Source organism: Herbiconiux liukaitaii (genome assembly GCF_041927495.1).
Taxonomy (GTDB): Bacteria; Actinomycetota; Actinomycetes; order Actinomycetales; family Microbacteriaceae; genus Herbiconiux; species Herbiconiux liukaitaii.
Genome location: NZ_JBHFHG010000003.1, coordinates 572,354 through 585,775, shown reverse-complemented (window position 1 = coordinate 585,775; position 13,422 = coordinate 572,354). Strand labels below are relative to the sequence as shown.

11 protein-coding genes and 1 tRNA gene are annotated in these 13,422 nt (G+C 69.7%); 8 read left to right on the top strand and 4 right to left on the bottom strand.

The genetic code is table 11. The annotated features are described in order from the left end of the window. The first annotated feature begins 27 nt into the window (after positions 1 to 27). From ACEXQC_RS07290 to secA, 3 genes are all read left to right on the top strand, one after another. Complete coding sequence (locus tag ACEXQC_RS07290) at positions 28 to 735, top strand: ComF family protein (RefSeq protein ID WP_374819963.1); 708 nt, start codon at positions 28 to 30, stop codon at positions 733 to 735. Between the two features lie 128 nt (positions 736 to 863). Further along, positions 864 to 1,562 (top strand): ribosome hibernation-promoting factor, HPF/YfiA family, encoded by a 699-nt coding sequence (hpf, locus tag ACEXQC_RS07285; protein WP_374819961.1) that lies wholly within the window; start codon positions 864 to 866, stop codon positions 1,560 to 1,562. A 133-nt stretch (positions 1,563 to 1,695) separates the two neighbouring features. Then, positions 1,696 to 4,617, top strand: a complete 2,922-nt coding sequence (secA, locus tag ACEXQC_RS07280; RefSeq protein ID WP_374819959.1) for a preprotein translocase subunit SecA — start codon at positions 1,696 to 1,698, stop codon at positions 4,615 to 4,617. A 33-nt stretch (positions 4,618 to 4,650) separates the two neighbouring features. Here the strand turns inward: secA and ACEXQC_RS07275 are convergent, their stop codons facing one another. Then, positions 4,651 to 5,142: an Rv3235 family protein gene (locus tag ACEXQC_RS07275; RefSeq protein ID WP_374819957.1), complete on the bottom strand. Its 492-nt coding sequence runs from the start codon at positions 5,140 to 5,142 to the stop codon at positions 4,651 to 4,653. A gap of 357 nt (positions 5,143 to 5,499) precedes the next feature. Here ACEXQC_RS07275 and ACEXQC_RS07270 point away from each other — a divergent pair, with 357 nt between their 5' ends. Next, positions 5,500 to 6,993, top strand: a complete 1,494-nt coding sequence (locus ACEXQC_RS07270; RefSeq protein ID WP_374819956.1) for a sensor histidine kinase — start codon at positions 5,500 to 5,502, stop codon at positions 6,991 to 6,993. Between the two features lie 89 nt (positions 6,994 to 7,082). Here the strand turns inward: ACEXQC_RS07270 and ACEXQC_RS07265 are convergent, their stop codons facing one another. Continuing rightward, positions 7,083 to 7,331, bottom strand: a complete 249-nt coding sequence (locus tag ACEXQC_RS07265; RefSeq protein ID WP_055808652.1) for a WhiB family transcriptional regulator — start codon at positions 7,329 to 7,331, stop codon at positions 7,083 to 7,085. A gap of 271 nt (positions 7,332 to 7,602) precedes the next feature. Here ACEXQC_RS07265 and ACEXQC_RS07260 point away from each other — a divergent pair, with 271 nt between their 5' ends. Further along, a complete protein-coding gene (locus ACEXQC_RS07260; protein ID WP_374819953.1) occupies positions 7,603 to 7,971 on the top strand; it encodes a hypothetical protein in 369 nt (122 codons plus the stop codon). On the opposite strand, the gene bcp is transcribed toward ACEXQC_RS07260, so the two are convergent. Then, entirely contained in the window at positions 7,955 to 8,437 is a 483-nt protein-coding gene (bcp, locus tag ACEXQC_RS07255) for a thioredoxin-dependent thiol peroxidase (protein WP_374819951.1), read from the bottom strand. The two genes, ACEXQC_RS07260 and bcp, sit on opposite strands and share 17 nt — an antisense overlap. Before the next feature lie 96 nt (positions 8,438 to 8,533). Between bcp and ACEXQC_RS07250 the strand changes: the two genes are divergently transcribed. Continuing rightward, positions 8,534 to 8,609 (top strand) — tRNA-Lys (locus tag ACEXQC_RS07250). A 5-nt stretch (positions 8,610 to 8,614) separates the two neighbouring features. Here the strand turns inward: ACEXQC_RS07250 and ACEXQC_RS07245 are convergent. Beyond that, the gene (locus tag ACEXQC_RS07245; RefSeq protein WP_374819949.1) at positions 8,615 to 8,893 is read right to left on the bottom strand and encodes a hypothetical protein; all 279 of its coding nucleotides are present in this window, start codon (positions 8,891 to 8,893) and stop codon (positions 8,615 to 8,617) included. A 141-nt stretch (positions 8,894 to 9,034) separates the two neighbouring features. Here ACEXQC_RS07245 and ACEXQC_RS07240 point away from each other — a divergent pair, with 141 nt between their 5' ends. Together ACEXQC_RS07240 and ACEXQC_RS07235 are read left to right on the top strand one after the other, a co-directional pair. Next, positions 9,035 to 11,755, top strand: coding sequence for an AAA family ATPase (locus tag ACEXQC_RS07240; RefSeq protein ID WP_374819947.1), 2,721 nt, complete (start codon positions 9,035 to 9,037; stop codon positions 11,753 to 11,755). A 290-nt stretch (positions 11,756 to 12,045) separates the two neighbouring features. Continuing rightward, positions 12,046 to 13,422 (top strand): glucose-6-phosphate dehydrogenase, encoded by a 1,377-nt coding sequence (locus tag ACEXQC_RS07235; RefSeq protein ID WP_374819945.1) that lies wholly within the window; start codon positions 12,046 to 12,048, stop codon positions 13,420 to 13,422.

Genomic DNA, 13,422 nt, shown 5'->3' with positions numbered 1-13,422 from the left:
AATCCGTCGCCGACGACCATGGGGAGCATGCACGACCCCGGATCCTGGTGGAGCGCCTGGCTGGCCGGGGCGGCCGGCGTGCTCGTGCCCGTGGCCTGCGCCGGGTGCGCGGCCGACGGCGCGGAGGTGCGGTTGCGGTGGGGGATGTGCACGCCGTGCCGCGCCGAACTCGTGCCGGACGTGAGAGAGGTGGGCGCGATGACCGGTGGCGAGCGGATCGGGTCGCCCGTGCTGGCGGCGCTCGAGTACGCCGGGGTCGCCGCGCGTGCGATCGGCGCCCTGAAGGAGCGGGGGCGCACCGACGTGCTCGGGGTGCTCGCCCCCGCGCTCGCCGCGGCGGTCGCTGCTGCGCGACCCCCACCCGGTGTGCTCGTGCTCCCCATCCCCTCGTCGGCGCAGGCCGTGCGCCACAGGGGCTTCCGACCGGTCGACGAGCTGCTGCGCCGAGCCGGGCACCCCGCGGCCCGATCCGCGCGACTCGTGGTGGTGCGTGCCGTGCGCGACCAGGCCGGTCTGTCCGCCGCCGAGCGCCGCGCCAACCTGCAGGGCGCCCTCCGTGCGGAGGGGCCCCTCGCGGGCCGCGCTGTGCTTCTCGTCGACGACGTCGTCACCACGGGAGCCACGCTCGCCGAGGCGCGGAGGGCGGTGGTGCGGGCCGGGGGGAGCGTGCTGGCGGCGGCTTGCCTGGCGCACACGCCGCGACGACACGCGGGAGGCTCGGCGACGCTCAGGTGAACGCAAGAGGATCGCCAGGAGATTAAACGGTGACTTGTGGGGGTGCCCGTACTAGCGTGGGGCCCACAAGGCGCGAACGGTCCCGTCTTCGACGAACCGGCGCCATCAACAATGGCTAGGAGGTCTCCATGGACGTGAACATCACTGGAAGAAACCTAGGGATCACGGATCGATTTCGCGAGTACGCGACCGAGAAGGCCGAGAAGGTGGCCCACCTCGCCGACAAGGCGCTGGTGCTCGAGATCAAAGTGAGCCGCCACAACTCCGCAGCGGGTGTGCAGAGCGGAGACGATCGGGTGGAGCTGACCCTGATCGGTCCGGGCCCCCTCGTGCGGGCCGAGAGCGCGGCGAGCGACAAGTACGCCGCCTTCGACCTCGCCATCGCCAAGCTCATGCAGCGCGTGCGCCGGGCGAAGGACCGCAAGAAGGTGCACCGCGGCCAGCACCGCCCCGTCTCGCTGCACGAGGCGGCCACCGGAGGCTTCGCCGTGATCGACGTGCAGCCCGCCGGCGTGGAGCTGCTCACCGGATCCGCCCCCGCCGTGGCGGCTCAGGAGACCGAGGCGCCCGAGGCCGAGGAGGAGGCCTACAGCCCCGTTGTCATCCGCAAGAAGGTGTTCGGTGCCGAGCCCATGACGGTCGACGATGCGCTGTACCACATGGAGCTCGTGGGCCACGACTTCTACATCTTCATCGACTCCGAGTCCGAGAGGCCCAGCGTGGTCTACCGGCGCAAGGGCTGGGATTACGGCGTGATCGCGCTCGACCAGAACGCCGTGCCGTTCGTGGAGCTCGAGAACGAGACGGTGGGCATCTCGGCCCGCTGACGGCCGTCGCCGGGGCCACGGAGCCTCTCCGCAGTCGTTCAGGTGCTCTGCCGCCGACCCTCAGACATGAGCAACTAGTATGTCTTAGGCTTGCGCGGACAGCGCAGCGACGACTTGCAGTGGGAGAAACTCCGTGGCCTCAGTTCTTGAAAAGGTCCTTCGCGTCGGCGAGGGTCGCACACTTCGCAAGCTCCAGAACTACGCGAAGGCGATCAACGCCCTGGAAGAGGACTTCCAGGCGCTCTCGGACGAGGAGCTCAAAGACGAGACCCCCCGCCTGCGGGAGCGCTACGAGGGCGGCGAGAGCCTCGACCACCTGCTGCCCGAGGCCTTCGCGGCCGTGCGCGAGGCCGCGCGCCGCACCCTGGGGCTCCGCCACTTCGACGTGCAGCTCATGGGTGGAGCCGCCCTGCACCTCGGCAACATCGCCGAGATGAAGACCGGTGAGGGCAAGACCCTCGTGGCCACCACGGCCGCCTACCTCAACGCCATCGCCGGCAAGGGCGTGCACGTCATCACGGTGAACGACTACCTCGCCGGCTACCAGAGCGAGCTCATGGGCCGCGTGTTCCGCGCCCTCGGCATGACCACCGGATGCATCCTCTCCGGCCAGACCCCTGCCGAGCGCCGGGTGCAGTACGAGGCCGACATCACCTACGGCACCAACAACGAGTTCGGCTTCGACTACCTGCGCGACAACATGGCCTGGCAGGCATCCGACATGGTGCAGCGCGGCCACTTCTTCGCGATCGTCGACGAGGTCGACTCGATCCTCATCGACGAGGCGCGCACCCCGCTCATCATCTCCGGCCCCGCCTCGGGCGAGGCCAACCGCTGGTTCAACGAGTTCGCCCAGATCGCCAAGAAGCTCGTTCCCGACGAGGACTACGAGGTCGACGAGAAGAAGCGCACCGTGGGTGTGCTCGAGCCCGGCATCGAGAAGGTCGAGGACTACCTCGGCATCGACAACCTCTACGAGTCGGCCAACACCCCGCTCATCTCGTTCCTCAACAACTCCATCAAGGCAGCGGCCCTGTTCAAGAAGGACAAGGACTACGTGGTGCTGAACGGCGAGGTGCTCATCGTCGACGAGCACACCGGTCGCATCCTGGCCGGCCGTCGTTACAACGAGGGCATCCACCAGGCCATCGAGGCCAAGGAGGGTGTGGCCGTCAAGGCCGAGAACCAGACCCTCGCCACGGTCACCCTGCAGAACTACTTCCGGCTCTACGAGAAGCTCGGTGGCATGACGGGTACGGCCGAGACCGAGGCCGCCGAGTTCATGAGCACCTACAAGCTCGGCGTCGTCTCGATCCCCACGAACCGGCCGATGAAGCGCATCGACCAGTCCGACCTCGTCTACAAGAACGAGCAGTCGAAGTTCGACCAGGTGGTCGAGGACATCGTGGAGCGGCACGAGAAGGGCCAGCCCGTGCTGGTCGGCACCACGAGCGTCGAGAAGAGCGAGTACCTCTCGCGGCTGCTCGCCAAGCGCGGCGTGCGCCACGAGGTGCTCAACGCCAAGAACCACGCCCGTGAGGCCGCGATCGTGGCCCAGGCCGGTCGTCTCGGCTCGGTCACGGTGGCCACCAACATGGCCGGTCGTGGAACCGACATCATGCTCGGCGGTAACGCCGAGTTCCTCGCGGTCACCGCCATGAACGCCCGTGGCCTCAGCCCCGTCGACACTCCCGAGGAGTACGAGGCGGCGTGGGACGAGGTGTTCAGCTCGGTCAAGGCCGAGGTCGACGAGGAGGCCGCGAAGGTCGTGGAGGCCGGCGGTCTCTACGTGCTCGGCACCGAGCGCCACGAGTCGCGACGCATCGACAACCAGCTGCGCGGTCGAAGCGGTCGTCAGGGCGACCCCGGCGAGAGCCGTTTCTACCTGTCGCTCACCGACGACCTCATGCGCCTCTTCAACGCCGGCGCCGCCGAGAGCCTCATGGGCCGCTCGAACGTGCCGGACGACCTGGCCATCGAGTCCAAGGTCGTCTCCCGCGCCATCCGCAGCGCCCAGTCGCAGGTCGAGGGCCGCAACGCCGAGATCCGCAAGAACGTGCTGAAGTACGACGACGTGCTCAACCGGCAGCGCGAGGCCATCTACAGCGACCGCCGCCACATCCTCGAGGGCGACAACCTGCAGGACCGCACGCAGCGCTTCCTCGACGACGTCATCAACGAGGTCATCACCGAGCACGCCTCCACGGGCACGGGAGACGACTGGGACTTCGACGCCCTGTGGGCCGAGCTCAAGACGCTCTACCCCATCTCGATCTCGATCGACGAGGTCGTGGCCGAGGCAGGCAGCAAGGGCAGGATCAACCGCGAGTTCGTGGCGCGCGAGATCCTCTCCGACGCCAAGATCGCCTACGCCAAGCGCGAGGAGACGCTCGGCGAGCCCGCCATGCGCGAGCTCGAGCGCCGCGTGGTGCTCTCGGTGATCGACCGCCGCTGGCGCGACCACCTCTACGAGATGGACTACCTGAAGGACGGCATCGGCCTGCGCGCCATGGCGCAGCGCGATCCGCTCGTGGAGTACCAGCGCGAGGGCTTCGCGCTCTTCCAGTCGATGATGGGCCAGATCCGCGAGGAGACCGTCGGCTTCCTGTTCAACCTCGAGGTCGAGGTCAACGCCTCGGCCGCCGAGGTGGGCGCTCCCAAGGTGGAGGCCAAGGGCCTCACGCCCGCCACCCCGGCACCGGAGAAGCTCAGCTTCTCGGCGCCGAGCGACTCCGGCGGGGTCGAGGTGCGCAACCAGAAGGGCCAGATCGAGCAGGCCGCCACGGCTCGCGCGCAGAAGGCCGAGGAGAAGGCGGCCCCCGTGGCGAGTGCGTTCGCCAGAGGCGGCGCAGCCGGCTCGGGTGCCAACGCGGCGTCGGGCTCGTCCGCCTCGGGTGGCACCTCTGCCGGTGCCGGTCAGAAGAGCGGCCAGCGGTCGCAGCCTCAGGGCTCGAAGGGTTCGTCGGGCTCCGGCTCGTCGGGTTCCGGATCTTCGACGGCCGGCGACTCGGCCAACCGCGCCCAGCGGCGCGCGCAGGGCAAGAAGAAGCGCTAGAGCTCTGCTCGCGGTCTGCGTGCCGGTCTCGACCTAGAGCACGTGGATCGCGCTGGCGCGCCACCGACGGCCGAGCTGCTCGAGTCGGATCGCCACCGCTCGCGATCGGGCGCGCCCGTGCACGATCACGACCGCCTCGACCACGCCAGGGCGCGGTTCCGACACGACAGCCCTGCCCATGCTGAAGGTCGGTCGGCAGGGCGCCTCGCCGTGCACCCGTCTGGCTCTCGCCGACAGCACCACCCGCTTGAGGAGGTGGGCGTGCACGTCGGAGCTCAACCAGCGGGCGATCTGATCCAGATCGCGGGATCCCGCCAGGATCTCGACCACGCACCGTGCGAGGTTCTCGGCGAGCGGCCGCGGGTCGGGCAGCGGGTCGTGATGCGGATCGGGCACCGCCCGTGAGTGCGGGTCGGGCGGATCGGAGTGCCGCTCGCGATCGCCATCCTCCACCCGCCCCAGCGGCCGGGGCCGTCTCGCCGACCTCGTGGGGCGGGGTGGAAGGGTGGTGATCTGCGCGCTCATGGAACTCCTTCGTGGTCGGTGAGCCCTCGCCGCAGCGCAGCTCGTCTCGGGAGGTGAGCACTGCTCACCAGCCCCGGAGGCTGTTACTCAACCAGTGTCGACAAGGCTTGTCCAGATGCGTTTATGCCCTGTGGATTCTGCGGCGGCCGGGCAGCGACTGAGTGGAGATTGCTCATAACACCCGTGCTCCCGCGGCTGATGGACTGTATCCGCACCGCGAGGTGCACCCTCTTCCGGCCGGGGCGCCCGTTCCCCCGACCTACCGCAGCCCCGGCCGGAGACAGACGACTCCCGTGACCGGTTCGTAGGGAAACGCGGTCACGGGAGTCACACTTCGAGCACCGTAGGCTAGAACCCGTGTCAACTCTCAGCGACCTGGTCACCGCCCACGGCAGTTCCACCGAAGCCGACGTCGAGTGGCTGCATCTGCTGGTCAGCGACTGCCAGCTGCTCGCCGACCTGGCCTTCGCCGACATCGTGCTGTGGGTGCCCACGATCGACGGCACGTTCGTGGCCGTGGCCCACTCCCGCCCCTCGAGCTCCGCCACCCTCTTCTACCGCGACTTCGTGGGGCAGACCATCAAGCCCGAGTGGCGCAAACAGGTGACGGATGCGTTCGAGAGCGCCCAGATCGTCGACACCGCGGCCCCCGACTGGTACGAGGAGACCCCCACGAGGGTGCGGGCCATCCCCGTGCTGCGTCGCCTCTCGATGGCCGAGCAGACCACCACCGACAAGCCCATCGCGGTGATCACGCGGCACACCAACCTCAGTGAGGCGCGCACGCCGAGCCGCCAGGAGCTCACCTTCAACGAGTGCGCCAACGATCTGTTCGCCATGATCGCGGCAGGCGACTTCCCCGATCTGGGTGCACCGACGGGGCCGCGCCGCGGCGCCCCCCGTGCCTCGGACGGCCTCATCCGCCTCGACGTCGACGGAGTGGTCACTTTTGCGAGCCCCAACGGACTCTCCGCCTTCAACCGCATGGGCTTCGCGGGCGAGCTCGAGGGCCAGTCGCTCGCCGAGGTCACCACGGGGCTGCTCGCGGGCCGGCTCGTGGTCGACGAGTCGCTGCCGCTCGTGGTGACCGGCCGGGCACCGTGGCGCACCGACATCGAGGCCAGGGGAGTCACGGTGTCGCTCCGCGCCATCCCGCTGCGCACGCGCGGTCACCGCTTCGGCGCCATCGTGCTGAGCCGCGACGTCTCGGAGCTCCGCCACCAGGAGCGCGAGCTCATCACGAAGGACGCGACCATCCGCGAGATCCACCACCGGGTCAAGAACAACCTGCAGACCGTGGCGTCGCTGCTGCGCATCCAGGCCCGTCGCACACACTCCGACGAGGCGAGGGATGCCCTCACCCAGGCCATGCGGCGGGTGGCGGCCATCGCGGTCGTGCACGACACCCTCTCCGAGGGGCTCAACCAGAAGGTCGACTTCGACACGGTCTTCGACCGCGTGCTGCTGCTCGTGGCCGAGGTGGCCTCGGCGCACAACACCACCGTGCACCCCAAGTCGTCCGGCAGCTTCGGCGTGCTGCCGAGCGAGTACGCCACGCCTCTCGCGCTCGCGCTCACCGAGCTCGTGACCAACGCGGTCGAGCACGGACTGGCCGGTCAGGAGGGCGAGGTCGAGATCGTCGCCACGCGCTCTGAGGATCTGCTCACGGTCGAGGTGCGCGACAGCGGAACCGGCCTGCCGGAGGGCAAGGTCGGCTCTGGACTCGGCACGCAGATCGTGCGCACCCTCATCCAGGGAGAACTGGGCGGCACGATCGACTGGCACACGATGGTGGGATCGGGCACGGTCGTGACCATCGAGATCCCGTTCCGCTGGCTCAAGAAGAGCTGACGGCCGGGTGCGCGCTCCTGCGCAACGGAAGAACCCACCGAGCGGGAACCGGGGGCTCCTCGACTCGATGGGTTCGAGATCCGTTGAGATCAGGAGGCGCGGCGGGCCCTCGCGGCACGGCGCTTGAGGGCGCGGCGCTCGTCTTCGCTGAGGCCACCCCACACGCCCGAGTCCTGACCGGTCTCGAGTGCGTACTGCAGGCAGACCTCGGTGACGGTGCAGCGGGCGCACACGGCCTTCGCCTTGTCGATCTGATCGACGGCCGGTCCGGTGTTCCCGACGGGGAAGAACAGTTCCGGGTCGGCGGTCAGGCAGGCGGCTTTGTCGCGCCAATCCATAGCGGGTACTCCTTTGGTGTTACCAGGGTGCGTCGGTCGAATGACCGGAGGGAATTCGGGTGAGATATCAATGGCACGGTGGACGTTGCAGTCAGAGGAGACTGCACCCGCTCACGTCACTGTGAGCAACATTGACATCAGTTATGGTCGCATACTGGTATTTGCAAATCAAGGGTTTCGACGGAGTGCGGGCGTGAGAGACGAGATGAACGAGGCGCGAACATCCGATGAAAGTGCCGTACCGCCCGGCCGGAAGGGCCCTCGTCGGCCGGTGCTCCTGGTGGTGCTGGCGGTCATCCTCGCCGCCGAGGCGCTCGCTCTGGCGGGGGTCACGGTGTGGCTCGTGCTCGAACTCCTCACCGAGCAGCCGGCCTCGTACGAGACCGCTCTCGCCATCCTCGTGCTCTCGGCGATCGCTGCGGTCTTCCTCGCCGTCGTGACCGTGCACACCCTGCGCATGCAGCCCTGGACCAGGGCGGCCTCCCTCACCTGGCAGCTCCTGCAGATCGTCATCGCGGTCGCGTGCTTCCAGGGGATCGTGGCCTCGCCCGAGGTGGGCTGGTACCTGCTGGCGCCCGCGATCGCGGCCGTGCTGCTGCTCTTCTCGCCCCCCGTGGTGGCCGCTACGCGTCGAGCTTGAGCTTCTTGCGCAGCGACGCCACGTGGCCCGTGGCCTTGACGTTGTAGAGAGCGAGCGTCACGACGCCCTGCTCGTCGATCACGAAGGTCGAGCGCAGCACCCCGGTGACCGTCTTGCCGTAGAGCGACTTCTCGCCCCAGGCGCCGTAGAGCTCGTGCACGGCCTTGTCGGCATCGCTCAGCAGTGTGAAGTTGAGGCCCTCGGTTTCGGCGAAGCCCGCGAGCTTGGCGGGGGTGTCCCTCGAGATTCCGAGGACCGTGAAGCCGCCGCTCTTCAGGCTGTTGAGGTTGTCGCGGAAGTCGCAGGCCTGGGTGGTGCAGCCCGGCGTGCCCGCCTCGGGGTAGAAGTAGAGGATGACGCGCTCGCCCCGCAGATCGGAGAGGGTGCGCTCCGCTCCCGACTGGTCGGTGAGGGTGAAATCGGGGGCCGTGTCGCCCTGCTCGAGGCGGGCGCGCGTGTCTGTCATGGCTCCAGTATTTCGCATCTCGAGCACCGCCCGCTCATCGGTTCGCGAAGGCTCCGAGAGCATGCTAATCTTTTCCACTGGCTCGCAAAGAGCCTCGCACCTCTAGCTCAATTGGCAGAGCAACTGACTCTTAATCAGTGGGTTCTCGGTTCAAGTCCGAGGGGGTGCACCAGACAGTCAGTGGGACCGATCCGCATCCACGTCCACGCCGGCGCGGGCGAACTCCGAGGTCGTCACGATCGTGAGCACGGCTCCGATCACCACGAAGACGAACGCCACGATCGCGATCCAGTCCATGACCTCGGTGTAGGGCAGCTCCTCGGGGATCGCGCCCGTGAGCACCCACAGCGTCGTCTGCAGCGCCACGGCGAACAGCACGTCGATCACGAAGAGCGACACCCCGATGATGTAGGCGATGCGCAGCAGGAGGATGAGCCTGGCCGTGGTGGCGTTCACGACTCCACGATAGGGCAGGGGCCGCGGATCCCGACCTCCGGATGCAGTAGCGCTCGTCGGCTACGTAATCAGGCTCCTCCGGCTACGTAACCTGCTGTCCGGAGGCGGACACGGGGGTTCGCTGCTGAGTAGAACCTACTCATGAGCAAACAGGATCCCCCCTCCCGACCCGGCCGACTGCACGGCCGCGAACGTCAACTCCGGCAGGCGCAGCAGGCGCTCGAACGGCCGGGACCGCGGCCCTTCGTGCTCGTGACGGGTCGCCCCGGTGTGGGGCGCACGTCCTTCCTCGAGACCATCGCCGCTCAGGCCGGCACTGGACAGCCTGGCACTGCGCAGGCCGGCACTCCACAGCCCGGCACTGCACAGACCGGCACAGGGCGTGTCGTGCACATCGTGCGCGGCCGGGCCGATCTCGCCGAGGTGCCTCTCGGCGCGCTCGCGCCGCTGCTCGCGGAGCTCCCCGCCGCGGCGGGGCCCGAGGGATCGGCGATCGTCGAGTTCCACCGCCTCGTCAACCGGCCGGGGGTGCTCCTGATCGTCGACGACGCCGACCAGCTCGACGCGGCGAGCTGCTGCGTGCTCGAGCAGGTGGCCCAGGCCGGTGCGGCGGCGCTCGTGCTCTCCGTCGCCACCGGGCGGCCGCCGGCGGGCCCGCCCTCCACGAGGGCCGACGTGGCGGCGCACGCCACCGTGGCCATCGACCTCCCTCCGCTCACACCGGGCGAGGCGCACGACCTCGTGAAGGAGCGCCTCGGGCCGCTCGTGGGCACGCTCGCGGCCGAGGAGATCGTGCGACTCGCGGCCGGCAGCACGAGAACGCTCGCCGAACTCATCGATGCGGCGGCCGTGGCCACCGATCTGCACGACGACGCGGCCCCGTGGCGCGAGCACTGGCCGCACATCACGAGGGGCCTCGTGGCCTCGCTGCCTGCCGATCCGCTGCACACCGAGCCGCTAGTGGCCGATCTGCTGGCCCTCGTGGCGGTGGCCGGAGAAGTGCCCGTGGAACAGGCCGGCACCGCGGGCGCTTCCGAGCGCGGTGCCCGCCGGGCCGAGGCGCTCGGGTTCGTCTGCACGGTGCCTGCCGACGGGCGGCTGTGGGTGCGGCTCGCGCATCCGCTCTACGCCTCGGTGGTGCTCACGGCGGTCTCGGAGCTCGATCGCGCCGACTTCTGCGCGGCGGGAGCCGACATGCTCGACGGCTATCCGGAGCACCGAGTGCGCCGCACGCTGCTGCAGCTCAGAGCAGGCCAGGAGGTGCCGCCCCGCACGGTGCTCGACCAGGCCCACCAGGAGCTCAGCGCCTGCAGGTACTCCACCGCCATCACCCTAGGGCGGCACGCCGTCGAGAGCGGCCACACAGCGCTGCTGCGGGCCACAGGAGAGTACGTGCAGGCCCAGGCCTCGTCGCAGGTCGGGCGCATCGAGGCGGCGACGGGCCACTTCGAGGCGGCGTGGCTGCTCCTCGAGGAGGTGGGAGACGGAGATCCGTTCCTCGTGTCGCTCGCGAGGGCGCACGGCAACCACCTCGCCTTCCGTGTGCTCAAGCCCGACCAGGCGATCGTGCGCATCGAGGCCGTGCTCGGCCGCCTCGCGGCGGAGCAGCGAGTGCACGTGGAGGACGACCTCGCGAAGTGGCGGGTCATGGCGGGCCACGACATCTCACCCGACATCGACGCCCTCAGGGAGCTCGGCCCCGTGCAGACGCCGGCCGACCTCAACCTGCTGCAGCTCACCGCGAGCCTGCACACGATGGGCGGCAACCTCGTGCTCGCCGAGGAGGCGGTGGCCAAGGGCCTCGCGGCCTGCGACCGCTTCAGCGAGGTGCTGCCGAACGCGCGCGACCTGTTCCAGCTCTCGGAGGTGCTCGTGCTCTCGTTCACGGGCCGCTTCGCCGACGCGAGGCTGCGTGCGCGCACCAACCTCGCCCACGCCGAGAGCTCCAACCCCAGCGCGCGCGGCATGTGGAGGTTCGCGCTCGCCATGATCGAGCTGCACACCGGATCGCCCGCGCGGGCCTGGAAGCACATCTCGGAGGGCCGTCGCGACCTCGTGTGGCGCGACATCGCGGGGCTGCTGCCCGCCGCCGACGCCCTCTCGGCCGCGGTGGCCGCCCGCACGGGCCGCTTCGCCGTGGCGCGCAGCTGGCTCGACCAGCTCACGCCCGCCGAGATCCGCGACCCCAGGGTGGAGCTCTACGCCTCCCTCGCCAGGGCCTGGGTGGCGGCGGCGGCCGGTCGTCGCGGCTTCGCCATCCGGAGCCTCGCCCCCGTGCTGCACAAGGCCGCAGCGGAGGGCAACCGCTACCTCGCAGCCCTCATGGCCTACGAGGCCGTGCGGATCGACCCCGTGGTGGGCGCCACCGTCATGCTGCCCACCCTCGTGGCGTCGAGGCACGCCTTCCCGCTGTGCGAGGCGCACGCGCGGGCCGTGGTCTCGAGGCACGACGTGCTGCCGATCGCCAAGCAGCTCGCGGATGCCGGGCTGCTCGGCCCCGCCATCGATGCCGCCCGCTGGGTGGCCGAGCAGTCGGGAGACGACATCGTGCGCGCCTCCCACGCCCGCAGGCTCGCCGACTCGTGGACCGTGCGCACGGGCATCTCGATGACTCCTCGCCACCGGCAGGCGCAGCCGCGGGTGATGCCCCTCACCGATCGGGAGTGGCAGCTCGCCTCCGGGGCCGCTTCGCTCCGCACGAGCGCCGAGCTCGCCGCCGAGTTCGGCATCTCGGTGCGCACGGTCGACAACCACCTCGCCCGCATCTACAAGAAGCTCGGCATCGCGAGCCGCCGCGAGCTCGCAACCGAGCTCGGAGCGCTGCAGCTCGATCGTGCCGACACGGTCGACAGCACGGAGTAGCCGCCCGGTCGGAGGTGGGTTCGGAACGAGTAGAAAGTACTCATCACACCCCTCCGGAGGGACCGGCCACACTGATGTCTGGCAGACAGCCAGATCATCGCCGCTCGCGGCTCCGGCCCCCTGCGTGGTTCACTCGTCAGTTCCGCGCCCCGGAGTCCACGGGGATGATTCGAGAACAGGGGCGGCCTTCGGGTGGCCGCCCCTGTTCTCTCTTCAGCTGCTGGTCTCTCTTCCGCTGCTGGTCTCTCTTCCGCCGCCGCGCTGAGGGGGCCCGTTGTACTGTGAGGGCTATGACGCAACGGGTCGACACGCTCCTCATCTTCGGCGCCAGCGGAGATCTCACCGCACGCCTCCTCCTCCCCGGTCTCGGCCAGCTGCTGACCGACCAGCCCGACAGGCGCATCGAGCTCATCGGTGCCGGGGGAGTGGCCTGGAGCGCCGAGGAGTGGCGCACCGTCGTGACCACGTCGTTCGCCGAGGTCAAGGCCTCCGGCCCCGCCGTCGAGGCCCTGCTCGCCTCCACCCGCTACGTGGAGGCCGACGTCACCGACGCGAAGGCCCTGAGCGACGTGCTCGCCCTCGCCACGGGCAATCCCGCCATCTACTTCGCCCTCCCTCCCGCCGTCGCAGCGGCCGTGGTCTCGACGCTGCAGACCATCGAGTACCCGCCAGGCCTCACCCTCGCCCTCGAGAAGCCCTTCGGCGTCGACGTCAAGAGCGCCCAGGCGCTCAACGCCGAGCTCGCCAAGCTCGTGCCCGAGAACCAGGTGCACCGCGTCGACCACTTCCTCGGCCGCTCCACCGTGTTCAACATCCTGGGTCTGCGCTTCGCGAACCGCATCTTCGAGCCGGTGTGGAACTCCGAGCACATCGCCTCCATCGACGTCGTCTACGACGAGCAGCTGGGCCTCGAGGGCCGCGCCGGCTACTACGACAAGGCCGGTGCGCTCGTCGACATGGTGCAGAGCCACCTGCTGCAGGTCATGGCCGTGCTCGCCATGGAGCCACCCTCGACCCTCGGGTCGGACGACCTGCGCGACGCCAAGGAGATCGTGCTGCGGGCGACGCACGTGTGGAACGACGACCCCGCCGCCGGCAGCCGCCGCGCCCGCTACACCGCAGGCACCGTCGACGGCCGATCGCTGCCGAGCTACGCCGACGAGCAGGGAGTCGATCCGGCCCGCGAGACCGAGACCCTCGCCGAGGTCACGCTCGAGGTCTCCACCTGGCGCTGGAAGGGTGTGCCCATCACCCTGCGCTCGGGCAAGGCGCTCGTGGAGCGTCGACGCGAGATCGTGGTGACGTTCAAGCCCGCCCAGCAGCTGCCCGTGGGGCTCACGGGGGAGAACGCGCCCACCGTGCTGCGGCTGTTCCTGGCTCCGGATGCGATGTCGCTCGAGATCGACATCAACGGCCCTGGCGACCCCTACGAGCTCGAGCGCGCGAGCCTCGACGCCACCTTCGGCGACGGCCAGCTGCTGGCCTACCGCGAGGTGCTCGCGGGCATCCTCGACGGCGACCCCACGCTCGGCGTGCGCGGCGACTCCGCCGTGGAGGGGTGGCGCATCCTCGCCCCCGTCATCGCCGCGTGGCGGGCCGACGAGGTGCCGCTCGACGAGTACCCCGCGGGCAGCGAGGGGCCTGCCACCTGGAAGCACATCGGCTGA